Annotated in this window: 15 protein-coding genes; 10 read left to right on the forward strand and 5 right to left on the reverse strand. The window is 68.7% G+C overall.

Annotated elements, in window-relative coordinates:
- The first annotated feature begins 9 nt into the window (after positions 1 to 9).
- The 3 genes from dapB to C7H75_RS10655 are packed head-to-tail and all read left to right on the forward strand — an operon-like array spanning position 10 to position 1,712.
- Positions 10 to 768 carry a 4-hydroxy-tetrahydrodipicolinate reductase gene (gene dapB / locus C7H75_RS10645; RefSeq protein WP_005513761.1) on the forward strand — a complete coding sequence of 253 codons (759 nt, stop codon included), beginning with the start codon at positions 10 to 12 and terminating at the stop codon, positions 766 to 768.
- Complete coding sequence (locus tag C7H75_RS10650) at positions 765 to 1,232, forward strand: hypothetical protein (RefSeq protein ID WP_005513760.1); 468 nt, start codon at positions 765 to 767, stop codon at positions 1,230 to 1,232. Before dapB ends, C7H75_RS10650 begins: the two co-directional genes overlap by 4 nt.
- A gap of 3 nt (positions 1,233 to 1,235) precedes the next feature.
- Positions 1,236 to 1,712: a flavodoxin family protein gene (locus C7H75_RS10655; protein ID WP_005513759.1), complete on the forward strand. Its 477-nt coding sequence runs from the start codon at positions 1,236 to 1,238 to the stop codon at positions 1,710 to 1,712.
- Between the two features lie 2 nt (positions 1,713 to 1,714).
- Here the strand turns inward: C7H75_RS10655 and C7H75_RS10660 are convergent, their stop codons facing one another.
- The 4 genes from C7H75_RS10660 to C7H75_RS10675 all read right to left on the reverse strand — a co-directional run bounded on the left by C7H75_RS10660 (position 1,715) and on the right by C7H75_RS10675 (position 4,285).
- Positions 1,715 to 2,371, reverse strand: coding sequence for a thioredoxin-like domain-containing protein (locus C7H75_RS10660; RefSeq protein ID WP_005513758.1), 657 nt, complete (start codon positions 2,369 to 2,371; stop codon positions 1,715 to 1,717).
- Positions 2,372 to 2,382: 11 nt separating this feature from the next.
- Positions 2,383 to 2,817: an SRPBCC family protein gene (locus C7H75_RS10665; protein WP_013415764.1), complete on the reverse strand. Its 435-nt coding sequence runs from the start codon at positions 2,815 to 2,817 to the stop codon at positions 2,383 to 2,385.
- A gap of 104 nt (positions 2,818 to 2,921) precedes the next feature.
- Positions 2,922 to 3,422 carry a hypothetical protein gene (locus tag C7H75_RS10670; RefSeq protein ID WP_064079152.1) on the reverse strand — a complete coding sequence of 167 codons (501 nt, stop codon included), beginning with the start codon at positions 3,420 to 3,422 and terminating at the stop codon, positions 2,922 to 2,924.
- Between the two features lie 68 nt (positions 3,423 to 3,490).
- Entirely contained in the window at positions 3,491 to 4,285 is a 795-nt protein-coding gene (locus tag C7H75_RS10675) for an SDR family NAD(P)-dependent oxidoreductase (protein ID WP_106851327.1), read from the reverse strand.
- A 179-nt stretch (positions 4,286 to 4,464) separates the two neighbouring features.
- On the opposite strand from C7H75_RS10675, the gene thyX reads away from it, so the two are divergent.
- The 4 genes from thyX (at position 4,465) to C7H75_RS10695 (ending at position 8,743) form a co-directional block, all read left to right on the forward strand.
- Complete coding sequence (gene thyX / locus C7H75_RS10680; protein ID WP_064076409.1) at positions 4,465 to 5,217, forward strand: FAD-dependent thymidylate synthase; 753 nt, start codon at positions 4,465 to 4,467, stop codon at positions 5,215 to 5,217.
- A gap of 66 nt (positions 5,218 to 5,283) precedes the next feature.
- Positions 5,284 to 6,192, forward strand: coding sequence for a 4-hydroxy-tetrahydrodipicolinate synthase (gene dapA, locus C7H75_RS10685; protein ID WP_022595492.1), 909 nt, complete (start codon positions 5,284 to 5,286; stop codon positions 6,190 to 6,192).
- Entirely contained in the window at positions 6,189 to 8,108 is a 1,920-nt protein-coding gene (locus tag C7H75_RS10690; protein ID WP_106851328.1) for a ribonuclease J, read from the forward strand. Before dapA ends, C7H75_RS10690 begins: the two co-directional genes overlap by 4 nt.
- Before the next feature lie 47 nt (positions 8,109 to 8,155).
- Positions 8,156 to 8,743: a DnaJ family domain-containing protein gene (locus C7H75_RS10695; protein WP_106851329.1), complete on the forward strand. Its 588-nt coding sequence runs from the start codon at positions 8,156 to 8,158 to the stop codon at positions 8,741 to 8,743.
- 4 nt (positions 8,744 to 8,747) lie between these two features.
- On the opposite strand, the gene C7H75_RS10700 is transcribed toward C7H75_RS10695, so the two are convergent.
- Positions 8,748 to 9,179 (reverse strand): pyridoxamine 5'-phosphate oxidase family protein, encoded by a 432-nt coding sequence (locus C7H75_RS10700; RefSeq protein WP_005513750.1) that lies wholly within the window; start codon positions 9,177 to 9,179, stop codon positions 8,748 to 8,750.
- A gap of 107 nt (positions 9,180 to 9,286) precedes the next feature.
- On the opposite strand from C7H75_RS10700, the gene C7H75_RS10705 reads away from it, so the two are divergent.
- The 3 genes from C7H75_RS10705 to C7H75_RS10720 all read left to right on the forward strand — a co-directional run bounded on the left by C7H75_RS10705 (position 9,287) and on the right by C7H75_RS10720 (position 13,934).
- On the forward strand, positions 9,287 to 9,910 hold the full coding sequence (locus C7H75_RS10705; RefSeq protein WP_106851330.1) for a TIGR03085 family metal-binding protein: 624 nt from the start codon (positions 9,287 to 9,289) through the stop codon (positions 9,908 to 9,910).
- Positions 9,911 to 10,006: 96 nt separating this feature from the next.
- Positions 10,007 to 12,724 carry an FtsK/SpoIIIE family DNA translocase gene (locus tag C7H75_RS10715; protein WP_175280030.1) on the forward strand — a complete coding sequence of 906 codons (2,718 nt, stop codon included), beginning with the start codon at positions 10,007 to 10,009 and terminating at the stop codon, positions 12,722 to 12,724.
- A gap of 211 nt (positions 12,725 to 12,935) precedes the next feature.
- Positions 12,936 to 13,934: a TerC family protein gene (locus tag C7H75_RS10720; RefSeq protein ID WP_005513745.1), complete on the forward strand. Its 999-nt coding sequence runs from the start codon at positions 12,936 to 12,938 to the stop codon at positions 13,932 to 13,934.
- Positions 13,935 to 13,937 lie beyond the last annotated feature (3 nt).

The raw sequence follows: 13,937 nt of genomic DNA on the forward strand, positions 1-13,937 counted from the left end.
AGCGTGTACGTGACTTCAGCAGCACCCATCAGGGTCGGTGTTCTCGGTGCCAAGGGCAAGGTGGGCCGCGCGATGTGCGAGGCCGTCGAGCAGGCCGACGACCTCGAACTGGTGGCCGGTGTCGACCAGGGTGAGCGTATCGAGCACTTCGTCGATCAGCGCACGCAGGTGGTCATCGACTTCACTCATCCCGACGTGGTCATGGACAACCTGCAGTTCCTGATCGCCAACGGCATCCACGCCGTCGTCGGCACCACCGGCTTCGACGACGCCCGCCTCGCGCAGGTGCAGGCATGGCTCGACGACAACCCGGGTGTCGGGGTGCTGATCGCCCCGAACTTCGCGATCGGTGCGGTGCTGTCGATGCGCTTCGCGGCCGCCGCGGCCCGCTTCTTCGACTCGGTCGAGGTGATCGAACTGCACCACCCGAACAAGGCTGACGCGCCGTCGGGTACCGCGTACCGGACAGCCGCGCTCATCGCCGAGGCACGCGAGAAGGCCGGCCGCGGGCCGAGCCCCGATGCCACCACCACCGAACTCGAAGGCGCACGTGGCGCCGACGTCAACGGCGTGCGCGTCCACTCGATCCGCCTCGCCGGGCTCGTCGCCCACCAGGAGGTGCTACTCGGCACGCAGGGCGAGACGCTCACCATCCGGCACGACTCGATCGACCGGAACTCCTTCGCCCCCGGCGTGCTGCTGGGAGTGCGGGAGATCGGCAAGCGCCCGGGCCTCACCGTCGGCATCGACCCCCTGCTGGACCTGTGAAGAACCAGTCGACGCGGGTCGTCGTCGCGATCGCGGCGATCGTCGTCGCGCTCGCGTTCTACTTCGTGCTGCTCGGCCAGCGCGGCATCGCGCTGATCCAGGACGGTCGCGCCGTGCCGGTCGTGTTGGGCATCGCCGTGCTGGTGCTGCCGTTCCTCGGTGTGTGGATGGTCGTCGCGACCATCCGATCGGGACTGGCGCACCAGCACCTCGCCCGCCGCATGCACGACGAGGGCCTCGAACTCGACGTCGACGACCTGCCGCGACGCCCGTCCGGCCGCATCGAGCGGGACGCCGCCGACGAGCTGTTCGCTCAGGTCAAACAGGAGTGGGAAGCCGATCCCGACAACTGGCGCAACTCCTACCGGCTGGCGCGGGCGTACGACTACGCGGGCGACCGTGGCCGGGCACGCGAGACCATGCGGCGCGCCGTCGCGCTCGAGAAGCACGAGCGGGAGAGCTGACCCATGGCTGACGGGTCCCCGGGCAAGACACTGCTGGTCGTGCACCACACGTCCTCCCCGGCGACCCGGGAGCTGCTCGAGGCAGTGCTGGCCGGCGCCCACGACCCCGAGATCACCGGTGTGACGGTCCGGTCCGTCCCGGCGCTGCACGCGACGGCCGTCGACGTCCTCGCCGCCGACGGCTACGTGTTCGGGACGTCCGCGAACTTCGGCTACATGTCGGGGGCGCTCAAGCACTTCTTCGACACCGTCTACTACCCGTGCCTCGACGCGGTCGCCGGACGTCCGTTCGGGCTGTGGGTGCACGGCAACAACGACACCGCGGGCGCGGTGAAATCGGTCCAGAAGATCGTCACCGGCCTGGAGTTGGTGCAGGCGGCCGGGATCGTCGAGATCACCGGTCCGATCGACGCGGCCGTGCGCGAGAGCTGCTACGAACTCGGTGCCACCGTCGCGGTCACCGTGGCCGGCGACCTCTGAGATCAGTTCATCGGGACGGTGTTCGGATCCGACCGGTCCGGCGGACCCGCCTGGAACGGCGGGGGATCGTCTACGTCGAAGACGTCCGGCAGCGTGGCGCAGGTCGCGCCCGGCTCGGGAAACGTGTTGCGGTTCAAGCGGAGCGCGTCCACGAAGTGATCGATCCGCGCATCGGTCGGCCCGTCGACCACCAGCTGGTGTCCCCAGGACTGGAGCGAGACCGGAACGGACAGACCGGGATACGGCGACATCATCAGGTACGGGCGGCCGTCGACGCGATCGACCAGCTGGTCGAGTGCAGCTCCGGTGACCAGCGCCGGGTCGTAGGTGATCCACACCGCGCCGTGCTCGAGTGAATGCACGGCGTTCTCGCTGCGGATCGGCCGGTCGTACACCGTGCCCGTGCACGCCGCCCACACCGCGTCGTGCGGGCCGCCGAACGGGGGAGTGCGGTCGTAAGCCACCCGCTGGTCCGCCCCGACATGCAGCCCCACCGGGTACTCGACGACCGTGATGCCCTCGATTCCGAGCGACGGATCGGGATTGTCGGCCGTCGGTGCGAACGGATTCGCGACCGCGGCACCTTCGACGGTGTGGCCGCAGCCGGCGGCGACGAGAACGAACGCGCTTGCCGCCGCGACCCGGAGGGTAGCCCGCACGGGGGTCGGTCCTACTTGCCGTCGACGAACTTGGTGAGGCCCTGGCTCGCTGTCTCGAGGGCCATCTTCTGGGCCTTCTTCAGCAGGAACCCCGGCAACGGGATCTTGGGATCGACGGTGAGCGCGAACTTCACGAGTGTGCCGTCGCCTTTCGGGGTGAGCGTGTAGGAACCGTCCTGGCTGTTCTGCTGCGTGCTCTCGACCAGGGTCCAGGACATGCCGGTGTCGCCGTCCCACGAGTAGTCGACGACCTGCTCGTCGTTGATGCCCATGATGGACACGGTCATCCGGACGCGGCAGGGCCGCCCGTCCGCGTGCGTGCTCTCGACGATGACCTTCTTGTGAGCGGACGACCACTCGGGCAAACGGTCGACGGCGGCGATCGCTGCCATCACATCGGCCGGCGCGGCCTCGACCTGGAATTCCTTTGCCCCGGAAACAGCCATGCTCTCCACTCCTCAACGCTGTGAAAACAGTGAACGACGAGACGCAATTAGACCATTACCGGCGCCGCGATTCCGGCAGGTGGCGTCGAAGAGAGGTGCTGTCGTCACCGATCGTCGTCGGAGCGGCTCCGGCGCATCTGATCGCGTAGCGCTCCCTGAACGGCCTGGGACACCCAGGAATTGAGCGACATCCCGTCCTGCAGGGCGGCCTCCTCGGCGCGCGACTTGATCTGATCGACCAGGCGCAGGGTGACGCGACTGATGTCGCCGGTGACGTCCTCGAGCGTGCGGTACGCATCCGAAGAGTCCCGGGGGTCCCGGTCGTCGCCCGAGCGTTCGGAGGTTCCGGTGGAATGGCCGGGCCGACGACGGGCCGACTCGACGGTGGCCTCGGTGCCGTCGAAACGCACGTGGAGTGTCCGGTCGCCCATTTCCTCCGATGCCTCCCGGGCGAGGTCGGACAGCGCGGACACCAGCATCAGCTGCGCCGAACGTTCCACCGCCGCCGCGAGTGCCGAGGCAATCTTCTGTGTCTGTTCGTCCCCGAGTGCAGCGGCGGCGGTGAGGTCGTCGCGCAGGCGGGCCGTGTACTCGGTGAGATCCATGACGTCAGCATGACGCCATTGTGACGTCATTTCAAGGCCGACCTGACGTCACGAGGTGTCGGGGTGGCTCAGGGCAGGATCGAGTCGACGTAACCGCCGTCGACGCGCACGGCGCCGCCGGTCGTGGCGGACGCGAAGGGCGAGGCGAGATAGACCACCATGTTGGCGATCTCCTCGGGTTCGATCAGACGCTGCAGCAGCGACTGGGGCCGGTACTCGACCATGAACCGGTGCTGGGCCTCGTCCCAGGGCAACTCGTCGCCCACGAGTTCGCGCACGAACTGTTCGACTCCGCCGGTGTGCGTCGGTCCGGCGATGACGGAGTTGACCGTGACACCGCTGCCGGCGGCGGCCTTGGCGAATCCACGGCTCACCGCGAGCAGAGAGGTCTTCGTCATGCCGTAGTGGATCATCTCGGCGGGAACGGCCACCGCCGAATCGCTGGCGAGGTTGAGGATCCGTCCCCAGCCGCGGTCCTTCATCCCGGGCAGGTAGGCGCGGATGAGCCGGACGGCGGAGAGCACGTTGACCTCGAAGTAGCGGCGCCACTCCTCGTCGTCGATCTCCAACGGGGCAGCGGACCCGAAGATGCCGAGGTTGTTGACGAGGATGTCGACGGCGGGCTCGGCATCGACGACTGCGGCGGCGCCGTCCGCGGTCGCCAGGTCGCCCACCGCTCCGACGACGGCTTCGCTGCCGGACTCCGCGCGCGCCGTGCGGACCGCTGCATCGACTCGCTCCTCACCGCGGCCGTTGAGGACGACGCGCGCACCCGCGCGGGCGAGACCGGTCGCGATGGCATAGCCGATGCCCTGGGTGGAACCGGTGACCAGAGCCGTGCGATCGGACAGGTCGATCAGCATGCGAATTCCCCTCGCCGAAGTTGTGGACCGCGGGGTGGGGCTCGTCCCAGTCCCGGCGGCCCGAGGAACATCGTCCCAGATTCCGGGTGCGGGGGTCGGGTGTTGTGTCGCCGCGCCGCTCGCGACGTGCACGGCATAGGGTCGGGCAAAGGTGAAGGACGATCCCCGGAGGATGTGCAGTGCCCAACGCGGTGCCCCTGAAGGTTCAACTCGTCGCGAAGACGGAGTTCTTCCCGCCCTCGGACATCCCGTGGGAAACCGACGCCGACGGCGGTGAGGCACTTGCGGAGTTCGCGGGGCGGGCGTGCTACCAGAGTTGGTCCAAGCCGAACCCGCGCACCGCGACCAATGCCGGGTATCTGCGCCACCTGCTCGAGGTCGGCCACCTGTCCGTCCTCGAACACGGCAGCGTCAGCTTCTATATCAGCGGCATCTCCCGATCGTGCACGCACGAGCTGATCCGGCACCGGCACTTCTCCTATTCGCAGCTGTCGCAGCGCTTCGTTCGCGAGAACGACGCCAACGTCGTGATTCCGCCCGCGATCGCCGGCGACGCCCGGCTCGAGGCTCTGTTCGCGAAGGCGACCGAGGCCAGTCGCGGCGCGTATGCCGAACTGCTCGAAGCGCTCGAGGAGAAGCTCGCCGACGAGCCCAACGGCCCCGTCCGCAACAAGCAGGCGCGGCAGGCGGCGCGTTCGGTGCTTCCGAATGCCACCGAGACCCGCGTGGTGGTCACCGGCAACTACCGGGCCTGGCGACATTTCGTCGAGATGCGGGCCACCGAGCACGCCGACGTCGAGATCCGACATGTCGCGATCGAGTGCCTGCGGCAACTGCAGGTGGCGGCGCCGAATGTGTTCGGCGACTTCGAAATCCTCACATTGCCCGACGGTTCCGAGGTGGCGACGAGCGAGTTCGCAGCGGTCGTCTGAGTTGTCGGGTCGTCCGCGGTGCCGTCGCGTTCAAGTCTGCGAGCGAGACCGGGTAGCCTTCTGACCATGACCTACGGTGATTCAGCTGCTTCCGTCGAGCGTCCGTTCGGCACCGTCCTCACGGCAATGGTGACCCCGTTCACCAAGGACGGAAAGCTGGACGTAGACGCCGGCGTGCGGCTGGCCGCCCATCTCGTCGACAACGGTTGCGACGGACTCGTGCTCGCCGGCACCACCGGCGAATCGCCCACCACCACCGAGGACGAGAAGCTGGAACTGCTGCGCGCGGTCATCGCGGCCGTGGGCGATCGGGCCAAGATCGTCGCCGGTGCAGGCAGCAACGACACCGCCCACAGCGTCGAACTCGCGCGCGATGCGGCTCGGGCGGGCGCCCACGGTCTGCTCGTCGTGACGCCGTACTACTCGCGTCCGCCGCAGGCAGGTCTGTACGCACACTTCACGGCCGTCGCAGATGCCACCGATCTGCCGGTCATGCTCTACGACATTCCGCCCCGCTCCGTGGTCCCGATCGAGACCGAGACCATTCGCCGTCTCGCCGATCACCCACGAATCCTCGCGGTCAAGGACGCCAAGGGCGATCTCAACGCGGGCGCCGAGCTGATCGGGACCACCGATCTCGACTTCTTCTCGGGCGACGACCCGCTCAATCTCCCGTGGCTCTCGGTGGGTGCCGTCGGCTTCGTCAGCGTCATCGGTCACCTCGTCCCGCAGCGCCTGCGCGCGCTGCACACCGCCTTCATGCAGGGCGATCTCGCCAAGGCGCGCGAGATCAACCTCAGCCTCGTTCCGGTGAACCGGTCCGTGGCCCGGCTGGGTGGCGTCAGCGCGTCCAAGGCAGGGCTGCGGCTGATGGGCCTCGACGTCGGGGATCCACGTCTGCCACAGGTCGCCCCCACGACCGAGCAGATCGACATCCTGGCGGCAGATCTGGCCGCGGCGGGGGTGCTGGCATGACCCGTCCCGCACGTCGCCGCAGCGCCTCTCGTCAGGCCGGACCGCCCGCCACCGCCGCCGAGCGCGCTCAGCAGCCGGAGAAGGTCGCCGAGCCCGTGGCCGCCGCCGCGCCGGCGCAGCAGGCCCAGGCCCCCAAGCAGGAGCAGGCTCCGGCCGCGAAGTCGTCCGGACGCCGCTCGGGATCGCGGAAGCCGTCGCGCGGCAAGGCCGCCCCGGTCCCCGTCGCCGCCGACCCCACCGACCGGCTCGGACCGCCGCCGAAGGCGCCGAAGAACGGGCTGCGCGTGGTCGCGCTCGGTGGCATCGGCGAAATCGGCCGGAACATGACCGTTTTCGAGCATCAGGGCAAGCTCCTGATCGTCGACTGCGGCGTGCTGTTCCCCGAGGACCAGCAGCCCGGCGTCGACCTGATCCTCCCGGACTTCCGGTACATCGAGGACCGGATGGACGACGTCGAGGCGATCATCCTCACGCACGGCCACGAGGACCACATCGGCGCGGTGCCGTTCCTGCTGCGCCTGCGGCAGGACATCCCGATCGTCGGCGCGAAGTTCACGCTGGCGCTCGTCGCCGCGAAGTGCCGCGAGCACCGTCTGCGCCCCAACCTCGTGGAGGTGGTCGAGGGCGACAATACGACGCACGGTCCGTTCGAGTGCGAGTACTTCGCCGTCAACCACTCGATCCCCGACGCGATCGCCGTCGCGATCCGCACGTCGGCCGGCGTGGTGCTGCACACCGGCGACATCAAGCTCGACCAGCTGCCGCTCGACGGCCGCCTCACCGACCTCGCCGGTTTCTCCCGGCTCGGTGACGAGGGCGTCGACCTGTTCCTCGTCGACTCCACCAACGCCGAGGTGCCGGGTTTCGTCACGCCCGAGCGGGAGATCGGCGGCGTGCTCGACAACGTCATCGGCAAGGCCACCCAGCGGGTGATCGTCGCGTCGTTCGCGAGTCATGTGCACCGCATCCAGCAGGTCGTCGACGTCGCCAAACGGTACAACCGCCGGGTCGCGTTCGTGGGCCGCTCGATGGTCCGCAACATGCAGATCGCACAGGACCTCGGCTACCTGTCGGTGCCGGACGGCCTCGTCGTCGACATCGACACCGCCGCGAACCTGCCCGACGACAAGCTCGTGCTGATCTCCACCGGTTCGCAGGGCGAGCCGCTCTCGGCCCTGTCGCGCATGGCGCGCGGCGAACACCGCCAGATCAACATCCGCGCCAACGACCTCGTCGTGCTCGCGTCGTCGCTGATCCCCGGCAACGAGAACTCGGTGTTCGCGGTCGTCAACGGTCTCGCCAAGCGCGGCGCGACCGTCGTCACGCAGCAGAACGCCAAGGTGCACGTCTCCGGGCACGCGTCCGCCGGTGAGCTGCTGTACCTGTACAACGCGGTCCGGCCCACCAACGCGATGCCGGTGCACGGCGAATGGCGTCACCTGCGCGCCAACGCGGCGTTGGCCGAGGCCACCGGAGTGCCGAAGGACCGGATCGTCCTCGCCGAGGACGGTGTCGTCGTGGACATGGTGGACGGTCTCGCCGAGATCGTCGGACGCGTTCCCGTCGGCCACGTCTACGTCGACGGCAACTCGGTCGGCGACGTCGGCCACTCGACGCTGTCGGACCGGCTCATCCTGGGCGAGGGCGGGTTCATCTCGATCTCCGTCGCCATCGACAACGAGACCGGCCGCGCCGTCAGCGAACCCGAGGTCAGTGGCCGCGGCTTCTCCGACGACCCGCAGGCCCTGTCCGAGGCGGCACGCCTCGTCGACAAGGTCCTCGGTGACCTCGCCGCCGAGGGCATCAACGACACCCACCGGATCGCGCAGGCCGTGCGCCGGGTCGTGGGACGCTGGGTCGCGGAGAAATACCGTCGTCGGCCGATGATCGTCCCGACCGTCATCGGAGTGCCCTGACCCGATTCGACGTGGTCGCGCGCGGCGGGTGAGGAGGTCGCCTCGTCATGGTCGAGCGGAAGCCGCTGCGCGCGACCTTCGAATCGTGGGTCGAGACCCAGATTCGCGGCGCCTACGAGCGCGGCGAGTTCGAGAACCTCGAGGGCGCGGGCAAGCCCATCCCCGCTCGCGACGGCGACGACTGGTGGGTGCGGGGATACCTCGAACGCGAAGGGCTGTCTGCCGACGAGCTGCTGCCCGAACCTCTGCGGCTGCGCAAGGACATCGAACGGCTGGGCGACGTGGTGCGCGGCGCCCGCACCGAGCGTGAGGTGCGCGACGAGGTAGCCGGGCTGAACCGTCGGATCGCGGCGTGGCTGCGCAACCCGTCGGGTCCGCAGGTCCCGATCCGGCGTGTGGACGCCGACGAGGTCGTCGAGCGCTGGCGCATCGAGCGGTCCACGGCGCCGCCCGTCGAGGTGGAAACGATCGACGAGGAGCAACGTCGGATTCGGCGCGCGCAGGCGAGCGCTGCGCTCGCCGCGGCCGGCTACGCGGAGGTCCGTCGGGGGCAGGTGCGTTTCGATCGGCCGCGACGGATAACGATCCGCCGACTGTGGCCGTTCGGGCGTCGCCGGAAAGCGGATCGCGGCTGAGGCATCAAGCCTCGAGTTTGCCGTAGTCGACGGTGTACCACCGCTGGGGGCGCATCCGGATCACGACTGCGCGATCGTTGAACGAGTCCGCGATGAACTTCTCGGCCTCCTCCTCCGGAAGGTAGCGGCGCACGAGTGGCCGAATGTCGTCCGGGGTGACCTCGTCCTGGAACGTCGCCGGGCCCTCGACGCTCACGTACCGATAGGGCGGGTCTTCCTGCTGCGCGCACAGGCTGAACCGCCCGCTCGCGCGGATGAGTTTCTCCTTCACCGTCCCGCGCTCGGTCCACACCACGACGTCGCCGCCGGGCGCGTAGTGATACCAGATGGGTACCGCCAGCGGTGCCCGGCCGTCGCGGTCGGCGGCGATCACCCCGACGTGGAGATCGGCGAGGAACTCCTCGCGTTCGTGAGCGGACATGGTGGTCTTGGACATTCGTCGCTCCTCACAGTCTGCGTCGCCGAGAGTGTGCTCACCTTCCACGCTAGAGGCCGGGACCGACAACCTCGCGCGTTCGGGTGGCGATCCGGTTACGGTGAGATGTGCCCTACGCCCGTGACGAACGCCACACCCTCGTCGAGTCGATGCGCGCCGTCGGCCCCGACGCCCCCACTCTGTGCGGTGACTGGACCGCCCGCGACCTCGCCGCGCATCTCGTGCTGCGCGAGCGCCGACTCGACGCGGCGCCGGGAATCATGGTCTCGGCACTGCAGGGCTACACCGAGCGCGTTCAGCGGAGCATCGCGGCACGGGAGTGGAACGCGCTTCTCGGCGACGTGGAGTCCGGTCCGCCGATCTGGTCGCCGTTCCACTGGGTCGACGAGCAGGCCAACCTCGCGGAGATGTTCGTCCATCACGAGGACGTCCGCCGAGCGCACGACGACTGGTCGGTACGCACGTTGCCCGCCGGAATGCAGGACAAACTGTGGAAGCTCACGACGGGAATCGGCCGCCGCAGTTACCGACACTCGCCGGTCGGCGTCGTCCTCGAGCGGCCGGGCGGCGACCGCGTCAGCGTCCGGAAGGCCGGCGACCGGACGGTCACGCTGCGCGGCGAGCCGGCCGAACTGCTGCTGCACGCATTCGGTCGTGATCAGGTGCGGGTGGAGTTCGTAGGCTCGGCCGAGGACGTGGCCGCCGTCACCGGACTCGACCGCAGTTTGTGACGCCCGGGAGGCAGGGGCGCATGTCAGGGCGGTTCGACGGGTGTGGCGAGTGTTGCAGATGGTCCGGATGGTGCCCGAGCGACTAACCTGACCTGTATGGCAGGTAAGACGAGCGCCCGCGGTACGAGTTCGACAGCATCAACGTCGCGGACCCGTGCGCGCTCGTCGGCCTCCACCTCGGGGGGTTCCAGAGGGTCCGGGCGCAGCAGCGGTCAGACAGCGGCGCGCAAGTCCGCCTCCACCCGCCGGGCACCGGCGCAGCGCAAGCCTGCCGCTTCGCGGGGCGGCGCGGGCGGTCGTCGACCCGCCGCCAAGAAGAACTCGCGCGGAGGTGGCGCCCTCGCGTCGATCGGAAAGGGCATCGGTTCCGGCTGGTCGATGGTCGCGAAGGGCGTGGGCGCCACGACCCGCACGGTCGGCAAGGCTGCCGAGATCGAGCACGGCCATCGACGGGACGGCATCGCGCTCGGCCTCATCGCCGTCAGTGTCGTGATCGCCGGCGGAATGTGGTTCTCGGCGGGCGGACCGGTGGGGGAGTGGATCGAGACTGCGGTCCGCGCCGTCGTCGGCGCGGTCGCGGCAGTGCTGCCCCTCCTCGGCATCGGCATCGCGGTCGTCCTGATGCGCACCGAGCCCAAGCCGGACATCCGCCCCCGCATCGTCCTCGGCTCACTCCTGGTGGGCCTGCCCGCGGTCGGACTGTGGCACATCGCCGCCGGGGCGCCCACGACGTCGAGCGGCTGGCCGTCGGCGGCCGGCGTGGTCGGCTACGTCGTGGCAGGCCCGCTCACCAGCGGGGTCACCGCCTGGCTGTCCGCACCCCTGTTGCTGATGGCGATGTTCTTCGGCGTCCTGTTGCTCACCGGGACGACCGTGCGTGAGGTGCCCGAACGCTTCCGCTCGTACTTCGGCACGTCCTACGACGACGACGAGTACGACCACGCCCACGATCCGGACTTCGACGACGAGCACGACGACTACGGCGCGGCCGACTACGACCCGGCAGGTTTCGACGCCGACGGCTACCCGGTCGACACCGGCCGACCGGCCCGCCGCACGCCGCGGCGGCGCCGGAGCACTCCCGAACTGAACTACCCGACCGACGAGGTTCATCCCGAGGTGGCCACCGAGGTCCTCGGCCTCTGGGATCCGGGTGATCCCGTACCCACGGCGCCGGAACCGGAGCCCGAACCCGAGCCGGAACCGGTGCCGGCCCCGGCGCGGGCGAAGCCGCGCGCCAAGGCGGCCCCCGCGCCGAAGCCGGAGCCAGAGCCCGCGGCGAAGATGGAAACACTGATCCCCGACCGCGTCGTCGAGGGCGACTACGCGCTGCCTCCGCTGTCGCTCCTGGTCGAGGGGGACCCGCCCAAGCTGGGCAGCAAGGCCAACGACGCGATGATCGAGGCCATCACCGAGGTCCTGCAGCAGTTCAAGATCGACGCTGCGGTCACCGGGTACACCCGGGGTCCGACGGTCACCCGCTACGAGGTGGAGCTGGGGCCGGGCGTGAAGGTGGAGAAGATCACCGCGCTCGCCCGCAACATCGCGTACGCGGTCGCCACCGACAACGTGCGGCTGCTCGCGCCGATCCCGGGCAAGTCCGCGGTCGGTATCGAGGTGCCCAATTCGGACCGAGAGATGGTGCGACTGTCCGATGTCCTCGTGGCGCCGTCGACCCGCAAGGACCACCATCCGCTCGTGATCGGTCTCGGCAAGGACATCGAGGGCGACTTCGTCAGCGCGAACCTCGCGAAGATGCCGCACCTGCTCGTCGCCGGCTCCACCGGTTCCGGCAAGTCGAGCTTCGTCAACTCGATGCTGGTCTCGTTGCTCACTCGCGCGACGCCGGACGAGGTCCGAATGATCCTCATCGACCCCAAGATGGTCGAGCTCACCCCCTACGAGGGCATTCCGCACCTGATCACTCCCATCATCACGCAGCCGAAGAAGGCCGCGGCGGCACTCGCGTGGCTCGTCGAGGAGATGGAGCAGCGCTACCAGGACATGCAGGCCAGCCGCGTGCGGCACATCGACGACTTCAACGCCAAGGTCAAGTCCGGGGAGATCACCACGCCGCTCGGCAGCGAGCGGGTGTACCGGCCCTACCCGTACATCCTCGCGATCGTCGACGAGCTCGCCGATCTGATGATGACCGCGCCGCGCGACGTCGAAGAGGCGATCGTCCGCATCACCCAGAAGGCCCGCGCCGCCGGCATCCATCTGGTGCTCGCGACGCAGCGGCCCTCGGTCGACGTCGTCACCGGCCTGATCAAGACCAACGTGCCGTCGCGTCTCGCCTTCGCGACGTCGTCGCTCACCGACTCGCGAGTCATCCTCGACCAGCCGGGCGCCGAGAAGCTGATCGGCATGGGCGACGGATTGTTCCTGCCGATGGGCGCAGGCAAGCCGATCCGCATGCAGGGCGCGTTCATCACCGACGAGGAAATCGCCGCGGTCGTCGACTTCACCAAGAACCAGGCCGAGCCCGAGTACACCGAGGGCGTCACGACGGCGAAGGCCGGGGAGAAGAAGGACGTCGACCCCGACATCGGCGACGACATGGACGTGCTGCTGCAGGCGGTCGAACTGGTGGTGTCGAGCCAGTTCGGGTCCACGTCGATGCTCCAGCGCAAGCTCCGCGTGGGCTTCGCGAAGGCCGGCCGGCTCATGGACCTCATGGAGACCCGCGGCGTCGTGGGGCCGAGCGAGGGATCGAAGGCGCGTGAGGTGCTGATCAAGCCGGACGAACTGGAGGGCCTGCTGTGGTCGATCCGGGGCGGCGATCCCGAGGCGGCACCCGCGAGCGACGACTGACCGTTCTGTCCGGATTCCGCGGCGACGGCGCGCCTGTGGTTGAATGGAAAGCACTGTGGAGGGGAGTATCCCCAATCCTGCGGCAGATACGTCAACACGATCGGCACCGTTGCCGGTCCGGGTCTGCCGGCTGATCGGAAGCGGCACTGCCGCTCGATCGGTGGGAGAGACCTCCGGTGGTGAAACGTACCTACCGGAGGGCAATTAGCTGATGCATGTCTCCCCACTCGTCTGGATCGTCACGTGCGTGGTGATCCTCGGGCTCTTCGTCTTCGACTTCTTCGCGCACGTGCGCACGCCGCACGCACCGACGTTCCGGGAGTCGGCCTTCTGGTCGGCGGTGTACATCGGACTGGCGGTCGTGTTCGGGCTGTTCGTCATGGCCAACTGGGGCACGACGTTCGGCGGTGAGTACTTCGCCGGCTACGTGACGGAGAAGGCGCTGTCGGTCGACAACCTGTTCGTCTTCGTGATCATCATGTCCACCTTCGCGGTGCCTCGCGAATACCAGCAGAAGGTGCTGCTGATCGGCATCGTGATGGCACTGGTGATGCGCGGCGCGTTCATCGCCGTCGGCGCCGCCGCGATCAACACCTACAGCTGGGTCTTCTACCTGTTCGGTGCGTTCCTCATCTACACCGCAGCGAAGCTGATCAAGGACGCCGACCACGGAGCCGAGGCCGAACAGGACCGCGAGAACAAGCTCGTCCGCCTCGTCAAGCGCGTTCTGCCGACGACCGAGGAGTACGACGGCGACAAGCTGATCACGAAGATCGACGGCAAGCGCGTGGTCACGCCGCTGCTGCTCGCCCTCGTCGTCATCGGCTTCACCGACGTCCTGTTCGCGCTGGACTCGATCCCCGCGATCTACGGCCTCACCCAGGAGCCGTACCTCGTGTTCACGGCCAACGCTTTCGCGCTCATGGGGCTGCGGCAGCTGTTCTTCCTCATCGGCGGCCTGCTCGAGCGTCTGGTGTACCTGTCCTACGGTCTGTCGATCATCCTGGCGTTCATCGGTGTGAAGCTCGTCCTGCACGCGCTGCACGAGAACACGCTGCCGTTCATCAACGGAGGTGAGCACGTCTCGGTGCCGGAGATCTCCACCGTGATGTCGCTGAGCGTGATCATGGGCGTGCTGGTCGTGACGACCGTCGCGAGCCTGATCAAGACGCGCAACGACAAGTCCGACAACACGCCGGTCTCCAGCTAGTCG

The organism is Rhodococcus (subgen. Prescottella) equi (genome assembly GCF_003013675.1).
GTDB lineage: Bacteria > Actinomycetota > Actinomycetes > Mycobacteriales > Mycobacteriaceae > Prescottella > Prescottella equi.

Excerpts from the sequence above, each read along its gene's own strand:
- C7H75_RS10655 (WP_005513759.1), top strand. The coding sequence starts at position 1,236 with ATGGCTGACGGGTCCCCGGGCAAGACACTGCTGGTCGTGCACCACACG.
- C7H75_RS10665 (WP_013415764.1), bottom strand. The coding sequence starts at position 2,817 with ATGGCTGTTTCCGGGGCAAAGGAATTCCAGGTCGAGGCCGCGCCGGCC.
- C7H75_RS10695 (WP_106851329.1), top strand. The coding sequence starts at position 8,156 with ATGGTCGAGCGGAAGCCGCTGCGCGCGACCTTCGAATCGTGGGTCGAG.
- C7H75_RS10675 (WP_106851327.1), bottom strand. The coding sequence starts at position 4,285 with ATGCTGATCGACCTGTCCGATCGCACGGCTCTGGTCACCGGTTCCACC.
- C7H75_RS10700 (WP_005513750.1), bottom strand. The coding sequence starts at position 9,179 with ATGTCCAAGACCACCATGTCCGCTCACGAACGCGAGGAGTTCCTCGCC.
- dapA (WP_022595492.1), top strand. The coding sequence starts at position 5,284 with ATGACCTACGGTGATTCAGCTGCTTCCGTCGAGCGTCCGTTCGGCACC.
- C7H75_RS10720 (WP_005513745.1), top strand. The coding sequence starts at position 12,936 with ATGCATGTCTCCCCACTCGTCTGGATCGTCACGTGCGTGGTGATCCTC.
- C7H75_RS10690 (WP_106851328.1), top strand. The coding sequence starts at position 6,189 with ATGACCCGTCCCGCACGTCGCCGCAGCGCCTCTCGTCAGGCCGGACCG.
- C7H75_RS10670 (WP_064079152.1), bottom strand. The coding sequence starts at position 3,422 with ATGGATCTCACCGAGTACACGGCCCGCCTGCGCGACGACCTCACCGCC.
- C7H75_RS10715 (WP_175280030.1), top strand. The coding sequence starts at position 10,007 with ATGGCAGGTAAGACGAGCGCCCGCGGTACGAGTTCGACAGCATCAACG.